Raw genomic sequence first — 23,773 nt, 5'->3', positions numbered from 1 at the left:
TTTCAACAGGCCGTGCGTACAGCCGTCAGCGGCTGGACGAGCAGGAGGCCGTGTCCAGACCGTCGTTGACATTGATCGGCGAGACGAGCGGTCATGTAGGACCACCGGGGGTGGTGGGCCGTAGGGCCCGGACCGGCCACCAGTGGACGCGGGGACCCGTTCGGAGCCGGAGCGAGTCGTGAACAACACGGGTGGTGAAGCCGCGTTTGGCCGTGCCGGGCACGGCAGGCGTACTGCTGCGGATCCTGCTCGACGCCGCTGTCCGCAACCAAGAAGCCACAGACCGTGAAGGAGTTGGTGAAATGACGATCGGGTTCGGCTCCTACAGCCGAGTGCCGACCGAGAACAACCTGGTCCCGGAGGCGTCATGGGGCTGGCGGTCGCGTCTGAAGGAGAACACCTCCAGCAAGACGATCATGGCCGCGTACATCCGCCAGCGGATCCCCCAGGCCCACTCGATCGCGACGCAGCTGGGGCACGAATGACGCCACTGCATCCACCGGAGCGGCGGCTATATCGCGTGCACGAGGCCATGGCCCTACTCAGCATGAGCCGCAGTGTGATCTACGAACTCATCCGATCAGGCCGACTGAGGTCCGTCACTCAGGGCCGTACCCGGCTGATCCCAGCGACAGCCATCGCCGAATACATCGATCTTCTTGAACGCGAAGCGAGGGCATCATGACCACACGACGGAGCAAGGGAGACGGCGGTCTGCACTGGGACGAAGAGCGACAGCGCTGGACCGCCACGGTGACCCTTGGCTACACCGCCGCCGGAAAGCGAATCGTCAAGAAGGCCCGGGGCAAGACCAAGACCGAGGCCAAGGAGAAGCTCAAGGAGATCCTCCGGGAGCACGAGGATGGCTCGGCCATCACACCGACGAACTACACCGTGCGCGAAGCCACCCAGTACTGGCTCGAGCACGGGCTGGGCGGACGGTCGGCGAGCACCGTCCGGATGTACACGACCTATGCCGAGACGCATGTGATTCCGGCACTCGGCGCGCGCAAGCTGCGTGACCTCTCCGTGGAGGACGTGGACGAGTGGCTCGCGAGCAAGCGGGACGCGCTCAGCACGCGATCACTCAAGCTGATCCACGCGGTCTTGAACCGGTCGATCAAGAATGCGATGCGACGTGACAAGGTGAAGCGGAACGTCGTGGACCTCTGTGAGATCCCCGAAGGGCGGGCGGGCAGGTCGTCCAAGGCGCTGACACTCCCCCAGGCTCAAGCGATCATCGAAGCCGCCACGAAGGCGACCCCACGCATGCGGGCCTACCTCGTACTCTCGCTGTTGATCGGCGCCCGGACAGAGGAACTACGGGCGCTCACCTGGTCGCATGTCGTCGCCTACGACAGGAAGTCGGAAGCCTGGCTGCCGGTGGGCGAAGCCGGCTGGGAGCATGAAGAATTCGCGACCTACGTATGGCGGTCCGTACGGGCCAAAGGCGACACCAAGACGGTGAAGTCCCGGCGATCGCTCAAGCTTCCTCGCCTCTGCGCGGAGGCGCTGCGCGAACTTCACGAGGAACAGGACGACACTTCCGGGCTCGTCTTCCGGACCCAGAGCGGCAACGCGCTCACCGCCCACAACGTGCGGCGAGACTTCCGTAAGATCCTCGACCGCGCCGGACTCGTCGGCAAGGAATGGTCGCCGCGCGAGATGCGGCACAGCTTCGTCTCGCTGCTGTCGGACTCCGGAGTGCCGATCGAGGACATCTCCCGCCTGGTCGGCCACCGGAGCACGGTCGTCACCGAGACGGTCTACCGCATGCAGATCCGGCCGGTCCTCATGCAAGGGGCGGAGGCCATGGACGTGATCTTCACCGCATAGTGAACCAGCCCGCATAGTCACCCAGTTAGTAACCCACGGCCCGTTTCCTTGATCGGAAGCGGGCCGTTTTCGCAGGTGGGCGGTACTGGTTTCGAACCAGTGACCCCTCGCTTGTAAGGCGAGTGCTCTACCCCTGAGCTAACCGCCCCTGATCGGCACTACACCTTACGACACCAACGGCACCGATCGCACATCCATTGCCCACCCGGCTCCCAGCTCGGCCCGGCCCGCCGCCCGCCAGCCCAGGAGCGCCGCGCCCAGCATGCCCGCGTCGACTCCGAGGGCCGCCGGGAGCAGCGGCGGGGCGTCGCGGAAGGCGAGGCGCTTGACGAGGCGGGTGCGGACCGGGTCGAAGAGCGCCGGGCCCGCCTCGGCGAGGCCGCCGCCCAGGACGATCATGCTGGGGTCCAGCAGGAGGGTGTACGTGGCCAGGGCCAAGGAGAGGGCCTCCACGGCCTCGTCCCAGACCTCGACGGCCACGGGGTCGTCCGAGGTGACCACCTGCTCGGCCCGTACGTCGTCGATGCCCGCACGGAGGCTGTAACGCCTGCCGACGGAGGCGGCGGAGGCGTAGGTCTCCAGGCAGCCGAACTGGCCGCACGCGCACTGCTCCCCGTCGGGGAAGACGGGGATGTGGCCGATCTCGCCGCCCCAGCCCGAGGTGCCGCCGTACGGCGCGCCGTTCACGATCATGGCGCCGGCGATGCCGGTGCCGATGGGGAGGAAGAGGAAGTCGGCGACGCCTCGGCCCGCGCCGAGGACGCTTTCGGCGAGGCCGCCGGTGCGGACGTCGTGGCCGAGTATGACGGGGACGTCCAGTTCGGTGAAGTCCGTCGCGGGGACGTCGCGCCAGCCCAGGTTGGTGGCGTAGATGGCGGTGTCCTCTGAGACCAGGCCGGGCACGGCGAGTCCGACGCCTGCCGGCACGCCGTCGCCGGAGGTGGCCAGGTGGGTGATGAAGTCGCGGATGGCGCCGACGACCGCGTCCGGGCCCTCGAAGCGGGGGGTGTGACGCCGCTCGCTCAGCAGCACCGCACCGGACTCACTGACCAGGCCGCCCTTCATGGACGTGCCACCGACGTCCAGCGCGACGACGAACGAGCTTGTTGAGGACACGAAAGGAGACGATAGCGCAGCTCAGCAAATGTCTGGAAAAGTCCTCAGGCTCGTCCGAGAACCCGGTTGAGAGCCGCCTCGACCTCGGCGGAAAGTCCGGGAGCCCCGGAGCCCGCCATCACCTCCGAGCCCATGAGCGACTCCGATCGTGCCTGCCGTACGGCGCCGCACGAGCGGCACTCCACCTCCCCGAGCCGGCAGATCAGCGTCGTGGACCCACAGGTGCCGCATGCCTCCAGATCCAGGCCGTGCAGCCGTTGGCAGTCCGGGCAGACCAGCACCTGCGTTTCGCGGCGCACGCCGCGCTTCCACGGGCTGGCGCCTCGGACCGGATCGGTCTGCCGGGCCCCGCAGCGGTAGCAGGGCATCGTTTCCTCCGTTAAGAAATGTCGGCGAGTGCCTTGACGTAGTCGGCGACGTCACGCGGCTCGCTGATCGGGTTGACCACCGACCAGCGGATCACGCCTTCGCCGTCGACGATGAAAGTCCCCCGATGCGCGAAGCCTTTCGCCTCATCGAAGACACCGTACGCCCGCGCGACCTGTCCGTGTGGCCAGAAGTCGGAGAGCAGCGGGAAAGCGTAACTCTGCTGGTCCGCCCAGGCACGGTGGGTGAACATGGAGTCCACCGAGACGGTGAGGACCTGTGCGTCCGCGCTGAACTCGCGCAGCGCCTCCAGCTCGCTGTGACAGACCCCGCTGAAGGCAAGCGGGTAGAAGACCAGCACGACCTTCCTGCCCCGGAACTGAGAGAGTCTCACCGGAGTGCCGTGCTGGTCCCGCAGCTCGAAATCAGGAGCTTGGGCACCGACCTCGACAGGATGTCCGCTCACACGTCTCATCCTGCCGCATATGGCTGACGCTCGCGCTCCCTACCGTCGGCCCTTCGGCGCGACGAGCCTGGTCCCTGACCAGTCGGGTGCGGCGGAGATGCTGCTGGTCTGCGAAAGGCCCGCGGTGGCGGCATCCTCCCCGATGTCGCTCGGCTCCACGTGGCCGTCACGCCCGGCCTTTGGAGTCAGCAGCCAGATCTGGCCGCCCTCGGCGAGTGCTCGCATGGCGGAGGTCAGGACGTCGAAGAGGTCTCCGTCTCCGTCACGCCACCACAGCAGCACCACGTCGACGACGTCGTCGGTCTCTTCGTCCAGCAGATCGTTGCCGGTGAGGTTCTCGATGGAATCGCGAAGCTCGTCGTCGACGTCCTCGTCCCAACCGATCTCCTGCACCACCTGACCCGCCTTGAGGCCAAGTCGTTCGGCCAGGCCGCGCTCGCCCTGCGCCTGACCCGCGGTCGCGCTCACGTTTATCCCTCCTGCTTGAGTGGCCCCGCTTATGCGGTTTATCGCTTCGGGACAGTCCACACGCTGTGACCCTCGGTCGTCAACGGTCGCCACGGGTACGGCCGTAGTCGGCCAGAATCAATCCGACAGAAACGACAGCCGAACCTGGCGTTGCTGGTTGTCGACGTTCAGGTCCACAAGGGCCACTGATTGCCACGTGCCCAGGGCCAGTCTCCCACCCAGGACGGGGATCGTCGCATACGGCGGGATCAGCGCCGGCATGACGTGTGACCTGCCATGGCCCGGCGACCCGTGCGCGTGCCGCCACCGGTCGTCGGTCGGCAGCAGTTCGCGCAGCGCGGAAAGCAGGTCGTCGTCGCTGCCCGATCCCAGCTCCAGCAGCGCGACGCCGGCGGTCGCGTGCGGGACGAAGACGTTCAGCAGGCCGTCCTCGCCCTGCGAACGTACGAAATCCGCGCATTTCTGCGTGATGTCGTACACCGTCTCCCGTGAACCAGTGGTCACAGAGATGAGTTCAGATCTCACAGAGGAAATCTTACTTAGGCACGATCACGGCATCAGGGCCGGGAAACACCAGCCCGGTGTGCCCGTCGTCGAACCGCACGATGTACGGAGGCCCGCCGCCAGTGCCCTGGACCTCGATGATTACTCCGCTCCGGTCCCTTTCGCCAACGGTATTCCCGTGCACGAGGAGCCGGTCGCCTACCGTCGCATTCATACATCCACATTCGTACGGCGAGCGCCGTTCGAAAAGAGGCAGACGCCGCCCGGTTCGCCCGGAAGGCCGGAAGAATAATGACCAAACCGTTACCTGGCGGAGGCGGCCGGAGGCTCCCGGGGCCGGCTTCCTGAGAGTCTCCTGGCAAGTCGCCCGCGAAGCCCCGCAGCGGGGCCTCCGGGCCGTCGCGAGGGTGGGGAGCGACCGCATCCGGCGCCCGGCGCTCCGGAACGCCACCGATTCCCCTGTTCAGAGGGGGTGCGGCTAGACTCCGCGCGGCGCGTCTCTCCCCGGAGGTGACGCACCCCCCTGTCGGGGGGATACTCGAAGACATGTAGGCAAAATTTCGTGGCTTTTCCGCTCTTGTTAAATTGACGAGCGGATGTAACCTAAGCGGTTGATTCGTCCTACCATCGGTGGTCTAGGCCACCGATGACCCCCCTGCCAGCAGGGACACTCTGGTTACCGGCCAGTAGAGATGCACTTTCTACGGCCAGCGACCAGGATGGAAAGCGACCCAGACCAGACATCAGTCATCCTCGGAAGGCGAGACCCAGTGGCTTCCGGACGCCAGCGTTTCTCGATCATCAGCGACGGCCTACCCAGCCAGCTGCCTGATGTCGACCCCAGTGAGACCAACGAGTGGCTCGAGTCCCTCGACAACGTCGTCAAGACGGAGGGCCGCAGCAGAGCCCGCTATCTGATGCTCCGCATGCTGGAGCGGGCCCGCGAGCACCAGGTCGGCGTGCCGGGCCTGCGCAGCACCGACTACATCAACACGATCCCGCCGGAGCGCGAGCCCTGGTTCCCAGGGGACGAGCACGTCGAGCGGCGCATCCGCGCCTACATCCGCTGGAACGCCGCGATCATGGTGTCGCGCGCCAACGCCCGCACCAACGTGGGCGGCCACATCGCCACCTACGCCTCCGCCGCCTCGCTGTACGAAGTGGGCTTCAACCACTTCTTCCGCGGCAAGGACCACGGGGAGTCCGGCGACCAGGTCTTCTTCCAGGGCCACGCGGCGCCGGGCATCTACGCCCGCGCCTACCTGGAGGGCCGGCTCAACGAGGCGCAGCTCGACGCCTTCCGTCAGGAGTTGTCGCACGGCTTCCACGGCCTGCCCTCCTATCCGCATCCGCGGCTGCTGCCCGACTTCTGGGAGTTCCCCACTGTCTCCATGGGTCTGGGCCCGATCGGGGCGATCTATCAGGCGCGGTTCAACCGCTACCTGCTCAACCGCCAGATCAAGGACACCAGCCGCAGCCACGTATGGGCGTTCCTGGGCGACGGCGAGATGGACGAGCCCGAGTCGCTCGGCGCGATCGGCCTGGCCTCCCGCGAAGAGCTCGACAACCTGACCTTCGTCATCAACTGCAACCTGCAGCGGCTCGACGGCCCGGTGCGCGGCAACGGCAAGATCATCCAGGAGCTGGAGTCCTACTTCCGCGGCGCCGGCTGGAACGTCATCAAGGTCGTCTGGGGCCGCGACTGGGACCCGCTGCTGGCCGCGGACGTCGACGGCGTGCTGGTCAACCAGATGAACACCACTCCTGACGGCCAGTTCCAGACCTACTCGGTCGAGTCGGGCGCCTACATCCGCGACAACTTCTTCGGCGGCGACCCGCGCCTGCGCAAGATGGTCGAGCACCTGACCGATGACGACATCCGCAAGCTGTCGCGCGGCGGCCACGACTACCGCAAGGTCTACGCGGCGTTCAAGGCCGCCCGCGAGCACGTCGGCCAGCCGACGGTGATCCTGGCCCAGACCATCAAGGGCTGGACCCTGGGCAAGGACTTCGAGGCGCGCAACGCCACCCACCAGATGAAGAAGCTCACCAAGGCCGAGCTGAAGGAGTTCCGCGACCGGCTCTACCTGCCGATCCCCGACTCCGCGCTCGAGGGCGAGCTGCCCCCGTACTTCCACCCGGGCGAGAACGACCCCGAGATCGAGTACATGAAGGAGCGCCGCGCGGCGCTCGGCGGCGTGCTGCCCAAGCGGGTCCTGCGCGCCAAGACGGTCAAGCTGCCCGGCGAAGAGGTCTACAAGACCTTCAGCAAGGGCTCCGGCAAGCAGCAGGTGGCCACCACGATGGCGTTCGTGCGGCTGCTGAAGGACCTCATGCGCGACAAGGAGATCGGCCACCGGTTCGTGCCGATCATCCCGGACGAGGCCCGCACCTTCGGCCTCGACGCGATGTTCCCGACGGCGAAGATCTACTCGCCGCACGGCCAGACGTACGAGGCCGTCGACAGGGAGCTGCTGCTGTCGTACAAGGAGGCGGTGCAGGGACAGATCCTGCACGAGGGCATCAGCGAGTCGGGCTCGATGGCCTCGGCGATCGCGGCCGGCACGGCCTACGCCACGCACGGCGAGCACATGATCCCGATCTACATCTTCTACTCGATGTTCGGCTGGCAGCGCACCGGCGACCAGATGTGGCAGATGGCCGACCAGCTGACCCGCGGGTTCCTGATCGGGGCCACGGCCGGCCGCACCACGCTCAACGGCGAGGGCCTGCAGCACGAGGACGGCCACACGCCGCTGATCGCCTCGACGAACCCCGCGGCCCTCTCCTACGACCCCTCGTGGGCGTTCGAGGTCGCGCACATCGTCCAGGACGGCCTGCGCCGGATGTACGGCGAGCAGCCGGAAGACGTCTTCTACTACCTGACCGTCTACAACGAGCCCTACCTGCAGCCCGCCCAGCCCGCCGACATCGACGTGCAGGGCCTGCTCAAGGGCCTCTACCGGTTCGCCGAGGGGCCGCAGACGCAGGGGCCGAAGGCCAACATCCTGTCCTCCGGAGTGGCCGGGCCGTGGGCGATGGAGGCGCAGCGCCTGCTCGCGGAGGACTGGGGCGTGTCCGCCGACGTCTGGTCGGCCACCTCCTGGACGGAGCTGCGCCGCGACGCGCTGGCCTGCGAGGAGCACAACCTCCTCAACCCCGACGCCGAGAAGCGCGTCCCGTACGTGACCCAGGTGCTGTCGCAGGCGCAGGGGCCGTTCGTGGGCGTGAGCGACTACATGAAGGCCGTGCAGGACCAGATCGCGCAGTGGGTGCCGGGTGACTGGTCCTCGCTGGGCACCGACGGGTTCGGCCTGTCCGACACCCGCTCGGCGCTGCGCCGCCACTTCCACGTCGACGCCGCCTCCATCACGCTGGCCGTGCTCACCAGCCTGGTCGAGCGGGGCGAGCTCGACGGCGAGGTGCTGCGCGAGGCGATCGCCCGCTACCACCTCAAGAACGGCGTGACCGAGGCCGGTGGCGCCGAGAGCAACGACACGCAGTCGATGGGCGTCTGACACATCCACGAGGGGCGCCTCCGCGAAGAACCTTCGCGGAGGCGTCGCCATCTCGGGGCGTTCCCTGCCAGGGTGAGACGGCGCGTCAGGAGGGGTACGCGTCGTCTCACCCCTTAGGTGGACACTCACGTATTGTGGGCTCTACTTCCCCCCTGAGCTGATGAGGGGAACGTTGTATGCGCCGTGTCCTTGCCGCCGCAGCCCTGGCCGTTTCGGCCACCGCCTGTGTGAGCCCGGCCAAGCCCGCCACCGACGGGGCACCCGAGATGGAGAAGATCGCCTGGGGGCCGTGCACGGACATCACCCGTCCTGACGGCGAGCCGCCCGCCCAGCAGGACGCCACCGCGCGGTGCGGGAAGCTGGCAGTCCCGCTCGACTACGGCGCACCGGACGGCGCGAAGATCGACATCGCGTTGATCAAACTCGCCGCGACCGACAGGAGGAACCGGATCGGCTCGCTGCTGTTCAACTTCGGCGGGCCGGGAGCCTCCGGCGTGGACACCCTCGACCAGGCGGCAAAGTCGCTGTCCACCCTGCGCTCCCGCTACGACCTGGTCAGCTTCGACCCGCGTGGCGTCGACCGCAGCTCGGGCGTGCGCTGCGGCAGCGCCGCCGACCTGGAGGCGTACACCGCCGTCGACACGCTCCCCGACAACGCGGCAACCCGCCGGAAGATCGACGCGGCCAACCGGCGGTTCGCCAGTCTGTGCGGCCGCGACTCCGCCAAGGTCCTGCCGTACGTGGGGACCATCAACGCCGCGCGCGACCTGGACCGCATCCGCACCGCGCTGGGCGAGGAGAAGCTCAACTTCGTCGGCATGTCCTACGGCACACAGCTCGGCGCCGTCTACGCCACGCAGTTCCCTGGCAACGTCGGCCGGATGGTGCTCGACGCGCCACTGGACCCCACGGTCGACTTCGAGGAGCGCACGCTGACCCAGACGCGCGGCTTCCAGCAGACGTACGAGAGCTTCCTGAAGGCGTGCGTCAGGGAGCAGTGCGAGATCGGCACCGACGTCGGCAGCGCCGACGCCACCGTGAAGCGGCTGATGAACCAGCTGGCCGCCAAACCGCTCAAGGTCAAGAACCGCGAGCTCACGCAGGGCCTGGCGCTCACCGGCGTCGCGGCCGCCCTGTATTCGGAGCTGACGTGGCCGTTCCTGGGCAACGCGCTGGGCCAGGCGATCAAGGGCAACGGATCGGCGCTGCTCTACCTCGCCGACTCCTACACCGGCCGCCGCCCCGACGGCACCTACTCCACGCAGATGACCAGCTTCCCGGCGATCACCTGCGTGGACACCACCGAGCGCCCGGACACGGCGACGCTGCGCCGCACGCAGACCGCCGCGATGAAGATCTCGCCGCTGTTCGGCAGCGAGGGTTCCGGCGGTCTGTGCCGGCTGTGGCCGGCCAAGGGCGGCGACGAGGCCATGCGGGTGAACGCCACGGGCTCGGCGCCGATCCTGGTGGTCGGGGGCAAGAACGACCCCGCCACCCCGTACCAGTGGGCGCCCAAGCTGACCTCGCAGCTCAGGACCGGCACGCTGGTCACCTACGAGGGCGAGGGGCACGGCGCCTACCTGTCGGGCAGCAAGTGCGTCGCGCAGCTCGTGGACGACTACCTGATCAACGGCAAGCTTCCCAAGAAGGGGACCACCTGCCGGGCGGCCTGACACGCGGCCTAGGCTCGGCCTGGTGACGGACTACTTCGTGCTCGTGGAAGCCGAGACCGCGCGCCTGGCCGAGCTGGCCTCGGCCATCGCGCCGGAGACACCGGTGCCGACCTGTCCCGGCTGGACCTTCGCCGACCTCATCACACACGTCGGCACCATGCACCGGTGGGTGACTCACATGGTGTCGACACGCAACCAGCAACCCATCTGGTCGCGGCAGGTGCCCAACGGCCTGGCCGACGGCGAGAGCGGCGACCAGAAATGGCTCGCCGCCGGGATGACCGAGATGCTCGGGACGCTGCGCGCCACCGACCCGGACACCGCCATGTGGACCTGGGGGCCGAGCGGCAGGGCGAGCTGGTGGCCGCGCCGGATGGCGCACGAGCTGGTCGTGCACCGGGCCGACGCGGAGCTCGCGCTCGGCCGGGAGCCCCTGCTCGGCACGGCGGTCGCGGCCGACGGCATCGAGGAGTTCCTCGAGAACCTGCCTGCCGCCTTCTGGGTCACCAGGCACCTGGCCGAGCTGGACGTGGCGGGCGCCACCTTCCACCTGCACGCCACGGACGGGCCCGGCGAGTGGACCTTCGCCCAGGGCTCCGACGGCGGGATCTCGTGGGAGCGCGGGCACGTCAAGGGTGACGTGGCGGTGCGGGCGCCGGCCGGTGAGCTGCTGCTCATGCTCTACGGCAGGCGCTCTCCCGACGGGCTGACCGTGCACGGCGACCGGGCGCTGCTGGAGCGGTGGCTGGAGTCGGCGAACCTGTGAGCCCTGGACGCGCCGCCACTCGGCGGTCGGCGGCGTGTCCAGGGCAGGACGGCCGCCGGCAAGCGCGGCCCGTGCGCGGGCCCGGGGCGCGGGGAAGGCGGATCCCCGGCTCGCGACGCGTTCGAACACACGCAAGTATCCGCCATCTCGACGACAACCCTATGTCGGTGTTTTCGAACGGCTAATCGAGAAGAGTGCCGTGCACGACCATCTCGGGAACCTCGGTGGCGAACCCCTCCAGGGGCCGGTCCGGGCAGCGCTCGCCGGTGACGGACGCCGCGGCGATCCGGTCGAACCGGAAGACGCGCACGTCGTCGCGGAGCCGGCACCACGCCACCAGGTACCAGAACCCGCCCCGGCCACCCAGGAACACCCCCGGCTCGACGTCGCGCGAGGTCAGCGCCCCTTTGGCGTCGGCGTAGTCGAGCCGGAGCACACGGCGGCGCAGCAGCGCCTCCTCGATCGCGCGGGAGACGCCCTCCGCGCCGAGGGGCCGGATCGCTCCGGCGGGCTCCGGCGGCTCGGCGACGAGCAGCACCCGGCGTGCCAGCTCCTTGGCGAGCTCGCCCTCGGTGCCGGGCATGGCGGCGACCACCTTGCGTAACGCGCTGCGCGCCTGCCTGCCGAACGGCTGGTCACCGGCCCGGCTGAGCGCCACGGCGATGGCCACCGCCTCGGCGGGGGTGAAGTTGAGCGGGGGCAGCGACATCTTCTTGTCGATGGCGTAGCCGCCCGTGCGCCCCGCCTCGGCGTAGATCGGCACCCCCGACTCCTGCAGGGCGGTGATGTCGCGCTCGATCGTGCGCACGCTCACCTCGAACCTCCTGGCGAGCTCGCGGGCCGAACGGCGGCGGGGGGAGATGGCGCGCAGGTCCTCGACGAGCGCGTAGAGCCGATCGGTGCGGTTCACACTTGTGACGGTACGCTCAGCCACCGACATTCGCGTGTGGGCAGGCGATCCAGGACTCAGCGCGCCCAGGCCAGCAGCTCCTCCAGCGGCCAGGTGTTGACGATCCGGGCCGGCTCGATCCCGCACCGCGCCGCCCGCTCGCAGCCGTAGCGCTGCCAGTCGAGCTGGCCGGGCGCGTGCGCGTCGGAGTCGACGGCGAAGACACAGCCCTGCTCGTAGGCCTGGCGCAGCAGCCGCTTGGGCGGGTCCAGCCGGTCCGGCCTGGAGTTGATCTCGACGGCCACCCCGAACCTCCGGCACGCCTCGAAGACGATCTCGGCCTCGAACTCCGACTCCGGCCTGCGCGCGCCCCGCTCGCCGCCGGCCCGGACGATCCGCCCCGTGCAGTGGCCCAGCACGTCCACGCGCGGGTTCGCGATCGCCGTGACCATCCTGCGGGTCATCTCCTGAGCGGGCATCCGCAGCTTGGAGTGGACGCTGGCGACCACCACGTCCAGCCGCTCCAGCAGCTCGGGCTCCTGGTCCAGGCCGCCGTCGAGGTCGATGTCCACCTCGATGCCGGTCAGGATCCGAAAAGGCGACAGCCGCCGGTTGAGCTCGTCCACCCGGTCTAGCTGCTCGCGCAGCCGGTCCGCCGGGAGGCCGTTCGCGATCTTCAGACGTGGCGAGTGGTCGGTCAGCGCCAGGTATTCGTGCCCGAGCGCGATGGCGGCTTCGGCCATCTCGTCGATCGGCGAACCGCCGTCGGACCAGTCGGAATGGGTGTGCAGATCCCCTTTGAGCGCCGCTCTGAGCGCCGCGGTCTCGTCGTCGAGGTCGGCCCCCTCGGTGGCCCGCATCCTGCGCAGGTAGGTCGGCACCTGACCCTTGAGCGCCTCGGTCACCACCAGGGCGGTCACCTTGCCGATGCCCGGCAGCCGCGCCAGGCCGCCCGACTCCGCCAGCCGTACCAGCTCCTCGCGGGGCAGGTCCGCGATCACCGAGGCGGCGCGGCGGAAGGCGCGCACGCGATAGGCGGGCTCGCCCGCCCGCTCCAGCAGGAAGGCGATCTCCCGGAACGCCTCGACCGGTTCCATACGTTCATCACTATCAAAGTCTGTTTGAGCCGATTGTATGCCGGACTCCGCCACCGATAGGCTGACCGGCCGAAGAGAGCAGGAGCCAGATGGCGCACACGCCACCCCCACCACAGCCCCCCAACCGCCCCAAGAAGCGGTCGAAGGCGTCCAACGTGATCACGCTCACGGTCATCGGCGTGGTGTCGGTCATGGTGGTCGGCTACTGCGCGGCCACGCAGAACGACGACGAGGTCGCCGCCGACTGCGTCGACATGAACACGCAGTTCGACGACGGCTCCTACCAGGTGGTGGACGAGGACCTCTGCGACGATGACGACGACGGCACCTCCCACTACTACGGCGGATCCCGTGGCGCCTACATCTGGTACTACGGCGGCACCAGGGTCGGCACCCGGGTGCGCGCCGGCACCAGCTATCGCCCTTCCGACGTCAACATCACCACCCGCGGCGGCCGCGAGATCCAGCGAGGCGGCTTCGGCAGCACCCGCACCGGTGGAGGCTGAGGCGTGCGGCGCGAGCGCGGCGCTCCCCGGGACGGCTGGGAGAAGACGATCGAGAGCCAGGGGCTGGCCTACCACCACGCCGCCCACCCCGAGGGCCTGAGCAGGCCCTACTGGGACGAGTCCGTCCACTACGCCTTCTCCATGCAGGAGGTGGAGTCGCTGGAGGAGCAGGTCGAGGAGCTGCACGGGATGTGCCTGAGCGCCGCCGAGCACGTGGTCTCGACCGGCCGCTTCGCCGACTTCGCCATCCCCGAGTGGGCCGCCGACGACGTGGCGCGTTCCTGGGAGCGGCGCGACCCGCACCTCTACGCCCGTTTCGACCTGCGGTACGACGGCACGGGCCCGGCCAAGCTGCTGGAGTACAACGCCGACACGCCGACCTCGCTGCTGGAGTCGTCGGTCGTGCAGTGGTTCTGGCTCAAGGACACGCATCCCGGCGACGACCAGTGGAACTCCATCCACGAACGGCTCATCGACCGCTGGCGCGAGATGCCCCTGCCGCCCGGTCCCACCCATTTCGCCTGGACCAACATGGACGAGACCGGCGAGGAGGCGATGACGCTCGCCTACTTGCAGGAGACCGCCGAGCAGGCGGGCCTGCAGACCGTCGCCGTCGCCATGGAGGACATCGGCTGGGACGCCCTCAACCGCCGGTTCGTCGACGTCGAGGAGCGGGTGATCCGCTCGGCCTTCAAGCTCTACCCGTGGGAGTGGATGCTGGCCGAGCCGTTCGGCCGGCACGCGGTGCGCCACGCCACCTGGATCGAGCCGCTGTGGAAGGCGCTGCTGTCGAACAAGGCGCTGCTCGCCGTCCTCTGGGAGCTGTTCCCCGGCCATCCCAGCCTGCTGCCCGCCTACCTCGACGGCCCCCGAGACCTGACCTCCTACATCACCAAGCCGCTGCTCGGCAGGGAGGGCTCCTCGATGCGGATCGTCACCCCGTCGGGCGGGCAGGAGACGCCCGGCTCCTACGGCCAGGAGGGCTACGTCTTCCAGGGCTTCGAAGCGCTGCCCGAATTCGACGGCCAGCGGCCGGTGCTCGGCGCCTGGGTGGTCGCCGATGAGGCGGCCGGCCTGGGTATAAGGGAGACCACCGGGTTGATCACCGACGACACCTCCTCCTTCGTACCTCACCGAATCGAGCAACCATGACTCTCCTGGAGATCCTCGCCCGCGGTTCGGGCGCCATCGCCGCCTATGCCGCCGTCGGCGTGATCCTGCTGATCATCGGCTTCTACGTGATCGACCTGGCCACGCCGGGCAAGCTGAGCTCGGTCATCCGCACCGAGCGCAACCCCAACGCCACCCTGCTGGCCACCTCGGCGCTGGCCGCGATCGGCCTGATCGTGGCGGCCTCCATCTGGTCGTCCGGCGGCCGGCTGGCCGAGGGCCTGGCGGGCACGGCGGTCTTCGGCCTGGTCGGCATCGTGGTGCAGACCCTGGCGATGCTGCTCTTCGACAGGGTGGTGGGCATCTCGGTCCGCGACCTGGTCAAGGAGCCTGAGCTGCAGCCCGGCGCCCGCCTGCTGGCGGTCACCCATGTGGCGATCGGCCTGATAACCGCCGTCGCGGTCATCTAGCCGGACCTGGCACTCTAGGAGGCGTGACAGACCGGACCCGGCAGGACACCACTCGCAGGCTCGAGCGCGCCATGGGCTCGCTCGGGACGGCGGCCATGTCCCGTATGGACGAGCAGTTGCCGTGGTTCCGCGCGCTCAGCGCCGAGGACCGCTCCTGGGTGGGCCTGGTGGCGCAGGCCGGGATCGCCGCCTTCGTGGAGTGGTTCCAGCACGCGGGCGAGGACCGGCCCACGCCCAGCATCGAGTTCTTCGGCACCGCCCCGCGCGAGCTGAAGCGCTCCATCTCCCTGCAGCAGACCGTCGACATCGTCCGGGTCGTCGTCCAGGTGGTGGAGGCGCAGACCGACGAGCTGGCGGCGCCCGGCGGCGAGGACCAGCTCCAGCAGGCCATGCTCCGCTACACCCGCGACGTGGCCTTCGCCGCCGCGCACGTCTACGCCCGCGAGGCCGAGGCCAGGGGGGCGTGGGACGCCAGGCTGGAGGCGCTGATCGTGGACGCGCTCGTGCGCGGCGAGGTCGACGACGGCCTGCACTCCTGGGCCGCGGCTCTCGGCTGGACCTCGGCCCCGGTGGTGGTCATCGCCGGGCACGCCCCCGACGGCGACCCGCGCGCGGTGATCGACGGGCTGCGCGAGCGTGGCCGCCGCATCGGCATGGACCTGCTCGCCGGGGTGCAGGCCGACCGGCTGATCGTGATCGTGGGTGGTGCGGACAGCGTGAACGACGCGGCCAAGCAGGTCGTGGCCCGCTTCGGCGAGGGTCCGATCGTCATCGGCCCCGAGGTGCCCGACCTGCACGCCGCCGCCAGGTCCGCCAGGGCGGCGCTGGCCGGCCTGAAGGCCTCCTCCGGCTGGCCGGACGCCCCGCGCCCGGTGCACGCCGAGGACCTGCTGGCGGAGCGGGCGCTCGACGGCGACGACGACGCCAGGGAGCAGCTCATCGAGAACGTCTATCTGCCGCTCGCCGGCACCCCGCTGCTCGATACGCTGGCCACCTATCTGGAGCAGGGCACCTCGCTGGAGGCCACGGCGCGCCTGCTGTTCGTGCACCCGAACACGGTCCGCTACCGCCTCAAGAAGATCACCGAGCTGACCGGCTATCAGCCGACGGAGGGCCGCTCGGCCTTCACCCTCCAGGTGGGACTCATCCTGGGCAGGCTGTCGGAAAGCGCCGAAACATGGCGGGCCCTAACGTAACTCGGCCGAAACCCCTATTGTGGGGTTCCTACAAAACACCCTGGACAAAGTTCGTTCACATCTTCATCAGCGTGTCGGACTTCTACAGGGCATGGTTGAGTTCGTGCTTGTACTCGTCGCGCCGGGCCAAGGCGCCCAAAACCCAGGCTTCCTCACACCGTGGCTCGAGCTGCCCGGCGTTGCCGATCGTCTCGCCGCCTGGTCCGACGTCGCCGGCCTGGACCTGATCGCCTACGGCACGACCGCCGGAGCCGACGAGATCCGCGACACCGCCGTGGCCCAGCCCCTGCTCGTGGCCGCCGCCCTGGCGTCCGCAGAGGCGCTCGGCGTGACTCCCGACGTCCTCGCCGGCCACAGCGTAGGCGAGTTCGCCACGGCCGCCCTGGCCGGGGTGCTGACCGCGGAGCAGGCGCTGGCCCTGGTGCGCGAGCGTGGCCAGGCCATGGCCAAGGCCGCCGCCATCACCAGGACCGGGATGACCGCCGTGCTGGGCGGCGTGGAGGACGAGGTGCTCGCCGCCCTCGACAAGCACGGCCTGACCCCCGCCAACACCAACGGCGCCGGCCAGATCGTCGCCGGCGGCACCCTGGAGCAGCTCGCCGCGCTCAAGGACGACGCTCCCGCCCGCGCCCGCCTGATCCCGCTCTCGGTGGCGGGCGCCTTCCACACCGTGCACATGGCCCCGGCCGTCGAGCAGCTGCGCACGGCCGCCCAGCACGTCGAGCCCGCCGACCCGCGGGTCAAGCTCCTGTCCAACGCCGACGGCCAGATCGTGACGGAGGGCGCCGAGGTGATGCGCCGCCTGATCGACCAGGTGAGCAGCCCCGTCCGATGGGACGCCTGCATGACCTCCATGGCCGGTCTCGGCGTCACCGCGATGATCGAGCTGCTGCCCGGCGGCACCCTGACCGGCCTGGCCAGGCGCGGGCTGCGAGGCGTCCAGACCGTGGCACTGAAGACCCCCGATGACCTCGACGCCGCCAGGGAGCTGACCAAGTGAGGATCCTCGACACCGCACCCGGCGCCAAGGTGCTGGCTCTCGGCCACTACCAGCCTGCCCGGGTCGTCACCAACGACGACCTGGCCAAGACGATCGACACCAACGACGAGTGGATCCAGTCACGGGTCGGCATCAAGGAGCGCCGGGTCGCCCCCGACGGGGAGAGCCTCGAGGACATGGCGGCCCAGGCGGGCGGCAAGGCGCTGGCCGCCAGCGGCCTGTCCGCCGCCGACATCGACCTGGTGCTCGTGGCCACGTGCACGCTGGAGACCCAGATCCCCAACGCCGCGGCCGTCGTCGCCCACCGGCTCGGCATCGACTCCCCCGGCGCGTTCGACGTCAATGCCGCCTGCGCCGGTTTCTGCTACGCGCTCGGCACCGCCGACGCCGCCGTCCGCGCGGGCTCGGCCCGGAACGTGCTGGTCATCGGCGCCGAGAAGCTGTCGCAGTGGATCGACTGGACCGACAGGTCCACCGCCGTGATCTTCGCCGACGGCGCCGGCGCCGCCGTGGTCGGCCCGTCCGACACTCCCGGCATCGGCCCCGTGGTCTGGGGCAGTTCGGGCGACAAGTCCAACGCCATCCAGATCCCCGACCGCGACGGCTACCTCCACCAGGAGGGGCAGACCGTGTTCCGGTGGGCCACCACCGCGCTGCACCCGGTCGCCAAACTGGCGTGCGAGCGCGCGGGCGTGGACCCGTCCGAGCTCTCCGCCTTCATCCCACACCAGGCCAACCTACGCATCATCGAGGCCATCGCCCGCAAGCTGGGCGCCGACAACGCCGTCGTCGCCCGCGACATCGTCACCGCCGGCAACACCTCCGCCGCCTCCATCCCGCTTGCGCTCTCGCGCATGCTGGAGCGCGGCGAGGTCCGCTCGGGCGAGCTCGCGCTCGTCCTCGGCTTCGGCGCCGGCCTGACCTATGCGGGCCAGGTCATCGAGATTCCGTAGGATCCCGTACGGCACGCCGTACGGACATCAGCTTGTACGGCGAAGCCGTGCAGAACCCAGGAAAACTAAGGAGAAATAGCGACATGGCTGCCACCGAGCAGGACATCCTCGAGGGCCTCGGCAAGATCATCAACGAGATCACCGGCATTCCCGCCACCGAGGTCACCCCCGAGAAGAGCTTCGTGGACGACCTCGACATCGACTCCCTGTCCATGGTCGAGATCGCCGTGGCCGCCCAGGACGAGTTCGGCGTCGAGATTCCCGACGACCAGCTCAAGAACCTGAAGACGGTCAAGGACGTCCTCACCTTCATCCAGAACTGAAGTCCAACCGATTGATCGACAAGGAGTGCGAAAACGTGAGTGCAAACCGGGTACGTGTCGTCGTCACCGGCCTCGGCGCGACGACGCCCGTCGGTGGAGACGTCGGTTCGTCCTGGTCGGCGCTCCTCGCCGGTCAGTCGGGTGTCAGGACTCTCACCGAGGACTGGATCGACACCGTCCCCGTGACGTTCGCGGGGACGGCCGCGGTCGACCCGGCCGGAGTGCTGCCGCGGCCCGAGGCGCGACGCCTCGACCGCAGCGAGCAGTTCGCCATGGTCGCCGCACGTGAGGCGTGGCAGGACGCGGGCGCGCCCGAGGTGGCGCCGGAGCGGCTGGGCGTCGTCGTGTCCAGCGGCATCGGCGGCATCAACACCACCCTGTCCGCCTACGACACCTACAAGGAGCGCGGCTGGAACCGGCTGTCGCCCTTCACGGTGCCGATGCTCATGCCCAACGGCCCCGCCGCCTGGATCGGCCTCGACAGGGGCGCCCAGGCGGGCGTGCACGCCACGGTGTCCGCCTGCGCCTCCGGAGCCGAGGCCATCGGCTACGCGATGGACATGATCAGGTCAGGCCGGGCCGACGTGGTGATCGCCGGCGGCACCGAGGCCGCCATCCACGGCCTCAACGTGGCCGCGTTCGCCGCCGCGCGCGCCATGTCCACCCGCAACGACGACCCGCAGGGCGCGTCCCGGCCGTGGGACCGCGACCGGGACGGGTTCGTGCTCGGCGAGGGCGCCGGCATCCTCGTGCTGGAGTCCGAGGAGTACGCCAGGGCGCGCGGCGCGCGCGTCTACGCCTACGCCTCCGGTGTCGGCTACTCGGCCGACTCCCACCACATCACCCAGCCCGAGCCCGAGGGCAGGGGCATCAGCATGGCGATGACGCAGGCGCTGAACGACGCCGGGCTCACCGGCCGGGACGTCAGGCACGTCAACGCGCACGCCACCTCGACTCCGGCCGGAGACGTCATCGAGGTGAAGGCCGTGGCCAAGGCCATCGGCACGCACCCGCTGGTGACCTCGACCAAGTCCATGACCGGCCATCTCCTGGGCGGCGCCGGCGGCATCGAGTCCGTCTTCACCGTCAAGGCGCTCCAGGAGCGCATCATCCCCGCGACCATCAACCTCGACAACATCGACGACGGCATCGAAGTGGATCTCGTGCACGGCGCGAACCGCACGCTGCCCGAAGGCGACATCGCCGCGGTCAACAACTCGTTCGGCTTCGGCGGACACAATGTGACCGTCGTGTTCAAGGGGGCATAGATGACCGTGCTCGACAACCGAATGGCGACCGGGAGTTCCGATCAGGAGCCCGCCGATCCCCGTGATCCCGCCGTCCGCCTGGCCGCACTGCTCGACGAGGGCTCGCTGCGGCTGATCACTCCCGTGGACAAGAGCGGCGTGCTCGCCGCCATGGGCCGGGTCGAGGGTGTCCCCGTCGTCGCGTTCTGCAGCGACGCCCGCTTCCAGGGCGGCGCGATGGGCAGCGAAGGTTGCGAGCACATCGTGCACGCCTATGATGTGGCCGTCCGCGAACGGGTGCCGGTCCTCGGGATCTGGCACTCCGGCGGTGCGCGACTCGCCGAAGGCGTCGAGTCGCTGCACGCCGTCGGCCGGGTCTTCGCCGCCATGACCAAGGCGTCGGGCGTCGTGCCGCAGATCTCCGTGGTCGTCGGCGCGGCCGCCGGCGGCGCCGCCTACGGCCCGGCGCTGACCGACCTGGTGATCCTGGCCGACTCCGGCCGCATCTTCGTCACCGGCCCCGACGTGGTCCGCAGCGTCACCGGCGAGGAGGTCACCAGCGCCGCGCTGGGCGGCCCCGAGCCGCACAGCAAGCGCAGCGGCGTCGTTCACGTGATCACCAAGACGGAGACCGACGCGCTGCTGAAGGCTCGCCAGCTCGCCGTGCTGCTCGGCCACCAGGGCCGGGTGCGCACCTCCGGCATCGACGAGGTGGATTTCTCCACGCTGCTGCCGGAGTCGGCGCGCCGCGCCTACGACGTCAAGCCGCTGGTGAACGGCCTGCTCGACGAGCCCGGCATCGAGCTGCACCCCAAGTGGGCGCCGAACATCGTCACGTCGCTGGGCCGCCTCGGCGGCCGGACGGTCGGTGTGATCGCCAACAACCCGATGCGGCTCGGCGGCTGCCTCGACGCCACGTCCGCCGAGAAAGCCGCTCGCTTCGTACGTATGTGTGACGCCTTCGGAGTGCCATTGGTTGTCCTCGTGGACGTGCCGGGTTATCTCCCGGGCGTAGGCCAGGAGCACGACGGTGTGGTCCGGCGCGGCGCCAAGCTGCTGCACGCCTTCGCCGAGGCCTCGGTGCCGCGCGTCACGCTGGTCACGCGCAAGGCCTACGGCGGCGCCTACATCGCCATGAACTCCCGCGCCCTGGGCGCCACCAAGGTGTTCGCCTGGCCGACGACCGAGGTCGCGGTCATGGGCGCGGTCGCCGCAGTGCGCATCCTCAAGCGGCGCGAGCTTGCCGCCGCCCCTGAGGAGGAGCGGGCCGAGCTGGAGCAGCGGCTCGCCGCGGAGCACGAGAAGCTCGCGGGCGGGCTCACCCGCGCGCAGGAGCTGGGCGTGATCGACGAGGTGATCAAGCCGGAGGAGACTCGGGGCGCGATCGCCAAGGTCCTCGCCCAGGCCACTCCTGCCAGGGGCGCGCACGGGAACATCCCGCTGTAGTCCAGTAACGCGAGGGGCCCCGCACCGGTCAGGTGCGGGGCCCTTTCGCATGTTCCGGGCAGGCCGGTGGCGTCTGGGGGCGCACCTCAGACGGCGGCGTGCAGCCAGCGGACCGGAGCTCCGTCGCCCGCGTAGCGGAAGGGCTCCAGCTCCTCGTCCCAGGGCCTGCCGAGCAGCTTGTCCAGCTCGTCCTCCAGCACGCACCGCCCCTGGGCAGAGGTCAGCATCACGGCGCGCAGCCGGTCTTCGGGGATCATGATGTCGCCCGCCACGCCGATGACCGCGCTGAAGGCGCCGAGCGTCGGCGTGTAGGCGTGGCGGGTGCCGTCGACGCCGGGCGAGGCATCCTCGGTGATCTCGAACCGGATCCGCTGCCACCCCATCAGCGAGGAGGCGATGGCCGCCGCGATGCCCGCGCGCCCTTCCCACTCCGCCTGCGCCCGCACCACGTTGGGCGCGGCGGGTTGCGGAGTCCAGGTCAGGTCTACGGGCACGCCGAGGACGCCCGCGACCGCCCATTCGATATGAGGGCACAGCGCGGGCTGAGCCGAGTGGACGTACAGCACGCCACGAGCAGACACCGGACCTCCCGATTCGGTACGAGGTGCGCCTTCCCCAACGGCCTCGTCCTGGGATGATCACAAGTGACTAGGGAGAGACTACCGTCGGTCGCAATCCGATACCAGAGGGGGGCCATACCAACTTGATGCGCGTGTGACACGTGACAGGTGGGCCAGCGGGGAAAGATACCCGCTCATGGACATCCAATCTGCCGGCGACGCGCTCATACGCCCAGGTCAGGTCCTCACGGACCGCAGCGCGCTCTCGGCGGCCGCGCGCTGGACCCAGGCCGTCTCGGAGGCCGACGGCGTCTGCGTGATCCATCTGTCGTCCGGCGTGGACCCGTGCGAGCTCACGAACGACCTGCGCGAGCACGGCTTCCGGGCCTCCCCCAACCACGTCTTCGCCGGCCAGCCGCTCTTCTTCGGCGGCCCGGCCTCCAGGCCCTTCCCGTGCCCGCCGGTCAGCTACCGGCCGGGCCGGACACGATCCCAGGTGGTGGTGGGGCTGCTCGACACCGGCGTGGCCGCGCACCGGTGGTGGGCCGACAGCGACTGGTACCCCCGGATGAGCGGCGAGGACGCCGACCCGGCCGAAGGCTCGCAGGCCGGACACGGCACGTTCGTCGCGGGGCTGCTCGCCCGCCAGGCGCCCGGCGCGTGGCTGCAGGTGAGCCGGGTGCTCGGCGGCGACGGGCTGGGCGACGAGGCGACGGTGGTGCGGGCGCTGCACCGGATGCGCGACCGGCCGCCACACGTGCTCAACCTGTCCTTCGGCGGCCACACCTTCGACGGCAGGCCGCCGCCGCTGCTGACCGACGCGCTCGCCGAGTTGCGGGACACGGTGCCGGTGGCGTGCGCCGGCAACACCGCCTCCGACCGCCCCTTCTACCCTGCGGCGCTGTCCGGCACGGTGGCGGTGGGCGCCGTGGACCACACGCAGGAGCGCCGGGCGCCGTTCTCCGCCTACGGGTCGTGGGTGGACGCCTGCGCCCTCGGCGAGTGGCTGACGAGCAGCTATCTGGAGCGTGACGAGTTCGACGGGTACGCCACCTGGAGCGGCACGTCCTTCGCCACGGCCATCGTCGCCGGCGCGATCGCCGACGCCGCGCGGGACCTGCCGGTCAAAGAGGCGGCCAAACGGCTCCTTGACTCGCAGGAGACCCGGCAAATTCCCGATCTGGGAGTTCTCGTCCCGGCGAGTCTGTAGAGTTTACGCTCAGTCCCCGGACGATCACGAGGAGGCAGAATCGCCTCCTGGTGAGGGTCGGAAAGGAGGCCGTATGCAGGACACACGTGATCCAGCGGAGCTGCTCTCAGCCGCGGCCGACGGCGACCAGCGCGCCTGGGACGAGCTCGAGTCCAGGTTCGGGCCGCGCATGTGGGCGGTCGCCCGCGCGTGCGGGCTGAGCGAGGCCGACGCGGCGGACGCGGTCCAGGGCTCATGGCTGCGCCTGCTCGAGCACCTCCACAGCATCAGGGACCCGGCAGGAGTCGGCGCGTGGCTGGCGACGACCGCCCGCCGCGAAGCCCTCCTGCTGCTGCGAAAGGCGTCGCACGGTCCCGGTTTCGACCTCCCCCACGTCCCCGATCCTGCCTCCGCCGTGCTGGAGGCGGACGGCAACCGCCTGCTCTGGAAGACGGTCTCCACTCTGCAGGAGCCTTGCCGCACGCTGCTCCACCTGGTCGCGACGGATCTCGGAAGCAGGCAGGTCGCGATGCGGCTGGGGGTGCCCGTCGGCAGCGTCGGTCCCACCAGGGCCCGGTGCCTGGAAAAACTGCGCACCCTGATCTCACTACAGGAGACGGTGCAATGATCAACGACGAGTATTTCCTGGCCGCCCTCCGGCTGGCCTCCGGGAACGATCCGATCCCGGGGCATGTGTCCGCGGCCGCCCGCGACGCCTTCGGGCTGCGGGTTCCGCGGGCGGTGACCGCCGTCCCCGCCGAGTGGGCGGCCACCCGTGGCGTGCGAGGGGCCGAGGGCCCGCACATGGTCCGGTTCGTCGCCGCGGGGCTCACCTTCGACCTGGAGGTGACCGTGGGCGACGGGCTCATCGACGTGGCGGGGCAGGTGTGCCCGGCTCCCGCCGAGGGCAGCCACGTCGACGTCCGGACCCCCCATCTGACGCTCACCAGGCACCTGGCCCACAGCGGCCAGTTCGCGGCCACCGGCCTGCCTCCCGGCTGGCTGAGCGTGGTCTGTCACCGTCCTGGCCAGGCGCCCGTCCAGACCAGGTGGGTGCGCATCCGCCCGTGAAGC

General features: G+C 69.9%; 27 protein-coding genes and 1 tRNA gene. 18 read left to right on the top strand and 10 right to left on the bottom strand.

Features of this window, described 5'->3' with window-relative positions; translation table 11 throughout:
* Positions 1–302: 302 nt before the first annotated feature.
* The 3 genes from V5E28_RS35525 to V5E28_RS35515 are packed head-to-tail and all read left to right on the top strand — an operon-like array spanning position 303 to position 1,836.
* A complete protein-coding gene (locus V5E28_RS35525) occupies positions 303–485 on the top strand; it encodes a hypothetical protein (RefSeq protein WP_336213587.1) in 183 nt (60 codons plus the stop codon).
* Positions 482–685, top strand: coding sequence for a helix-turn-helix domain-containing protein (locus V5E28_RS35520; RefSeq protein ID WP_336213586.1), 204 nt, complete (start codon positions 482–484; stop codon positions 683–685). The genes V5E28_RS35525 and V5E28_RS35520 overlap by 4 nt, the downstream gene beginning before the upstream one ends.
* Complete coding sequence (locus tag V5E28_RS35515) at positions 682–1,836, top strand: tyrosine-type recombinase/integrase (RefSeq protein WP_336213585.1); 1,155 nt, start codon at positions 682–684, stop codon at positions 1,834–1,836. Before V5E28_RS35520 ends, V5E28_RS35515 begins: the two co-directional genes overlap by 4 nt.
* A 76-nt stretch (positions 1,837–1,912) precedes the next feature.
* Here the strand turns inward: V5E28_RS35515 and V5E28_RS35510 are convergent.
* From V5E28_RS35510 to V5E28_RS35480, 7 genes are all read right to left on the bottom strand, one after another.
* Positions 1,913–1,984 (bottom strand) — tRNA-Val (locus V5E28_RS35510).
* Between the two features lie 17 nt (positions 1,985–2,001).
* Positions 2,002–2,952 carry an ROK family protein gene (locus V5E28_RS35505; RefSeq protein ID WP_336213584.1) on the bottom strand — a complete coding sequence of 317 codons (951 nt, stop codon included), beginning with the start codon at positions 2,950–2,952 and terminating at the stop codon, positions 2,002–2,004.
* 44 nt (positions 2,953–2,996) lie between these two features.
* Positions 2,997–3,320, bottom strand: coding sequence for a hypothetical protein (locus V5E28_RS35500; protein WP_336213583.1), 324 nt, complete (start codon positions 3,318–3,320; stop codon positions 2,997–2,999).
* Positions 3,321–3,331: 11 nt separating this feature from the next.
* A complete protein-coding gene (locus V5E28_RS35495; RefSeq protein WP_442945922.1) occupies positions 3,332–3,784 on the bottom strand; it encodes a peroxiredoxin in 453 nt (150 codons plus the stop codon).
* Positions 3,785–3,823: 39 nt separating this feature from the next.
* Positions 3,824–4,252: a DUF3052 domain-containing protein gene (locus V5E28_RS35490; RefSeq protein ID WP_336213581.1), complete on the bottom strand. Its 429-nt coding sequence runs from the start codon at positions 4,250–4,252 to the stop codon at positions 3,824–3,826.
* Between the two features lie 117 nt (positions 4,253–4,369).
* Complete coding sequence (locus V5E28_RS35485; protein ID WP_336213580.1) at positions 4,370–4,777, bottom strand: secondary thiamine-phosphate synthase enzyme YjbQ; 408 nt, start codon at positions 4,775–4,777, stop codon at positions 4,370–4,372.
* Positions 4,778–4,787: 10 nt separating this feature from the next.
* The gene (locus V5E28_RS35480) at positions 4,788–4,970 is read right to left on the bottom strand and encodes a DUF1918 domain-containing protein (protein WP_336213579.1); all 183 of its coding nucleotides are present in this window, start codon (positions 4,968–4,970) and stop codon (positions 4,788–4,790) included.
* A gap of 556 nt (positions 4,971–5,526) precedes the next feature.
* Here V5E28_RS35480 and aceE point away from each other — a divergent pair.
* The 3 genes from aceE (at position 5,527) to V5E28_RS35465 (ending at position 10,713) form a co-directional block, all read left to right on the top strand.
* The gene (gene aceE, locus V5E28_RS35475) at positions 5,527–8,274 is read left to right on the top strand and encodes a pyruvate dehydrogenase (acetyl-transferring), homodimeric type (protein ID WP_442945921.1); all 2,748 of its coding nucleotides are present in this window, start codon (positions 5,527–5,529) and stop codon (positions 8,272–8,274) included.
* Between the two features lie 176 nt (positions 8,275–8,450).
* Positions 8,451–9,947, top strand: coding sequence for an alpha/beta hydrolase (locus V5E28_RS35470; protein ID WP_336213578.1), 1,497 nt, complete (start codon positions 8,451–8,453; stop codon positions 9,945–9,947).
* 22 nt (positions 9,948–9,969) lie between these two features.
* A complete protein-coding gene (locus V5E28_RS35465; protein WP_336213576.1) occupies positions 9,970–10,713 on the top strand; it encodes a maleylpyruvate isomerase family mycothiol-dependent enzyme in 744 nt (247 codons plus the stop codon).
* Positions 10,714–10,894: 181 nt separating this feature from the next.
* Here the strand turns inward: V5E28_RS35465 and V5E28_RS35460 are convergent, their stop codons facing one another.
* Positions 10,895–11,623, bottom strand: a complete 729-nt coding sequence (locus V5E28_RS35460; RefSeq protein WP_336213575.1) for a helix-turn-helix transcriptional regulator — start codon at positions 11,621–11,623, stop codon at positions 10,895–10,897.
* A gap of 56 nt (positions 11,624–11,679) precedes the next feature.
* Entirely contained in the window at positions 11,680–12,699 is a 1,020-nt protein-coding gene (locus V5E28_RS35455; RefSeq protein ID WP_336213574.1) for a PHP domain-containing protein, read from the bottom strand.
* Between the two features lie 89 nt (positions 12,700–12,788).
* On the opposite strand from V5E28_RS35455, the gene V5E28_RS35450 reads away from it, so the two are divergent.
* From V5E28_RS35450 to V5E28_RS35410, 9 genes are all read left to right on the top strand, one after another.
* Positions 12,789–13,205 (top strand): hypothetical protein, encoded by a 417-nt coding sequence (locus tag V5E28_RS35450; RefSeq protein WP_336213572.1) that lies wholly within the window; start codon positions 12,789–12,791, stop codon positions 13,203–13,205.
* A gap of 3 nt (positions 13,206–13,208) precedes the next feature.
* Positions 13,209–14,357: a glutathionylspermidine synthase family protein gene (locus V5E28_RS35445; protein WP_336213571.1), complete on the top strand. Its 1,149-nt coding sequence runs from the start codon at positions 13,209–13,211 to the stop codon at positions 14,355–14,357.
* Positions 14,354–14,785: a DUF350 domain-containing protein gene (locus tag V5E28_RS35440; protein ID WP_336213569.1), complete on the top strand. Its 432-nt coding sequence runs from the start codon at positions 14,354–14,356 to the stop codon at positions 14,783–14,785. The genes V5E28_RS35445 and V5E28_RS35440 overlap by 4 nt, the downstream gene beginning before the upstream one ends.
* A gap of 71 nt (positions 14,786–14,856) precedes the next feature.
* Complete coding sequence (locus V5E28_RS35435) at positions 14,857–15,981, top strand: PucR family transcriptional regulator (protein ID WP_336213626.1); 1,125 nt, start codon at positions 14,857–14,859, stop codon at positions 15,979–15,981.
* A 103-nt stretch (positions 15,982–16,084) separates the two neighbouring features.
* Positions 16,085–16,981: an ACP S-malonyltransferase gene (locus tag V5E28_RS35430; RefSeq protein ID WP_336213568.1), complete on the top strand. Its 897-nt coding sequence runs from the start codon at positions 16,085–16,087 to the stop codon at positions 16,979–16,981.
* Positions 16,978–17,934: a beta-ketoacyl-ACP synthase III gene (locus V5E28_RS35425; protein WP_336213566.1), complete on the top strand. Its 957-nt coding sequence runs from the start codon at positions 16,978–16,980 to the stop codon at positions 17,932–17,934. Before V5E28_RS35430 ends, V5E28_RS35425 begins: the two co-directional genes overlap by 4 nt.
* An 83-nt stretch (positions 17,935–18,017) precedes the next feature.
* Positions 18,018–18,257 carry an acyl carrier protein gene (locus tag V5E28_RS35420; protein WP_189140927.1) on the top strand — a complete coding sequence of 80 codons (240 nt, stop codon included), beginning with the start codon at positions 18,018–18,020 and terminating at the stop codon, positions 18,255–18,257.
* A 35-nt stretch (positions 18,258–18,292) separates the two neighbouring features.
* Entirely contained in the window at positions 18,293–19,525 is a 1,233-nt protein-coding gene (fabF, locus tag V5E28_RS35415) for a beta-ketoacyl-ACP synthase II (protein ID WP_336213563.1), read from the top strand.
* Positions 19,526–20,950: a carboxyl transferase domain-containing protein gene (locus tag V5E28_RS35410; RefSeq protein WP_336213562.1), complete on the top strand. Its 1,425-nt coding sequence runs from the start codon at positions 19,526–19,528 to the stop codon at positions 20,948–20,950.
* Positions 20,951–21,036: 86 nt separating this feature from the next.
* Here the strand turns inward: V5E28_RS35410 and V5E28_RS35405 are convergent, their stop codons facing one another.
* Positions 21,037–21,531, bottom strand: coding sequence for a DUF3145 domain-containing protein (locus tag V5E28_RS35405; RefSeq protein WP_336213561.1), 495 nt, complete (start codon positions 21,529–21,531; stop codon positions 21,037–21,039).
* 175 nt (positions 21,532–21,706) lie between these two features.
* Between V5E28_RS35405 and V5E28_RS35400 the strand changes: the two genes are divergently transcribed.
* From V5E28_RS35400 to V5E28_RS35390, 3 genes are all read left to right on the top strand, one after another.
* Positions 21,707–22,720, top strand: a complete 1,014-nt coding sequence (locus V5E28_RS35400; protein ID WP_336213559.1) for a S8 family peptidase — start codon at positions 21,707–21,709, stop codon at positions 22,718–22,720.
* Positions 22,721–22,793: 73 nt separating this feature from the next.
* Positions 22,794–23,327 carry an RNA polymerase sigma factor gene (locus V5E28_RS35395; RefSeq protein WP_336213557.1) on the top strand — a complete coding sequence of 178 codons (534 nt, stop codon included), beginning with the start codon at positions 22,794–22,796 and terminating at the stop codon, positions 23,325–23,327.
* Complete coding sequence (locus V5E28_RS35390; RefSeq protein WP_336213556.1) at positions 23,324–23,770, top strand: hypothetical protein; 447 nt, start codon at positions 23,324–23,326, stop codon at positions 23,768–23,770. Before V5E28_RS35395 ends, V5E28_RS35390 begins: the two co-directional genes overlap by 4 nt.
* Positions 23,771–23,773: the final 3 nt, after the last annotated feature.

The sequence above is a fragment of the Nonomuraea sp. LPB2021202275-12-8 genome (assembly GCF_037044575.1).
Lineage (GTDB): Bacteria > Actinomycetota > Actinomycetes > Streptosporangiales > Streptosporangiaceae > Nonomuraea.
Note: the sequence above shows the minus strand (reverse complement) of the source record. Positions and strands in the feature narration are given on the sequence as shown.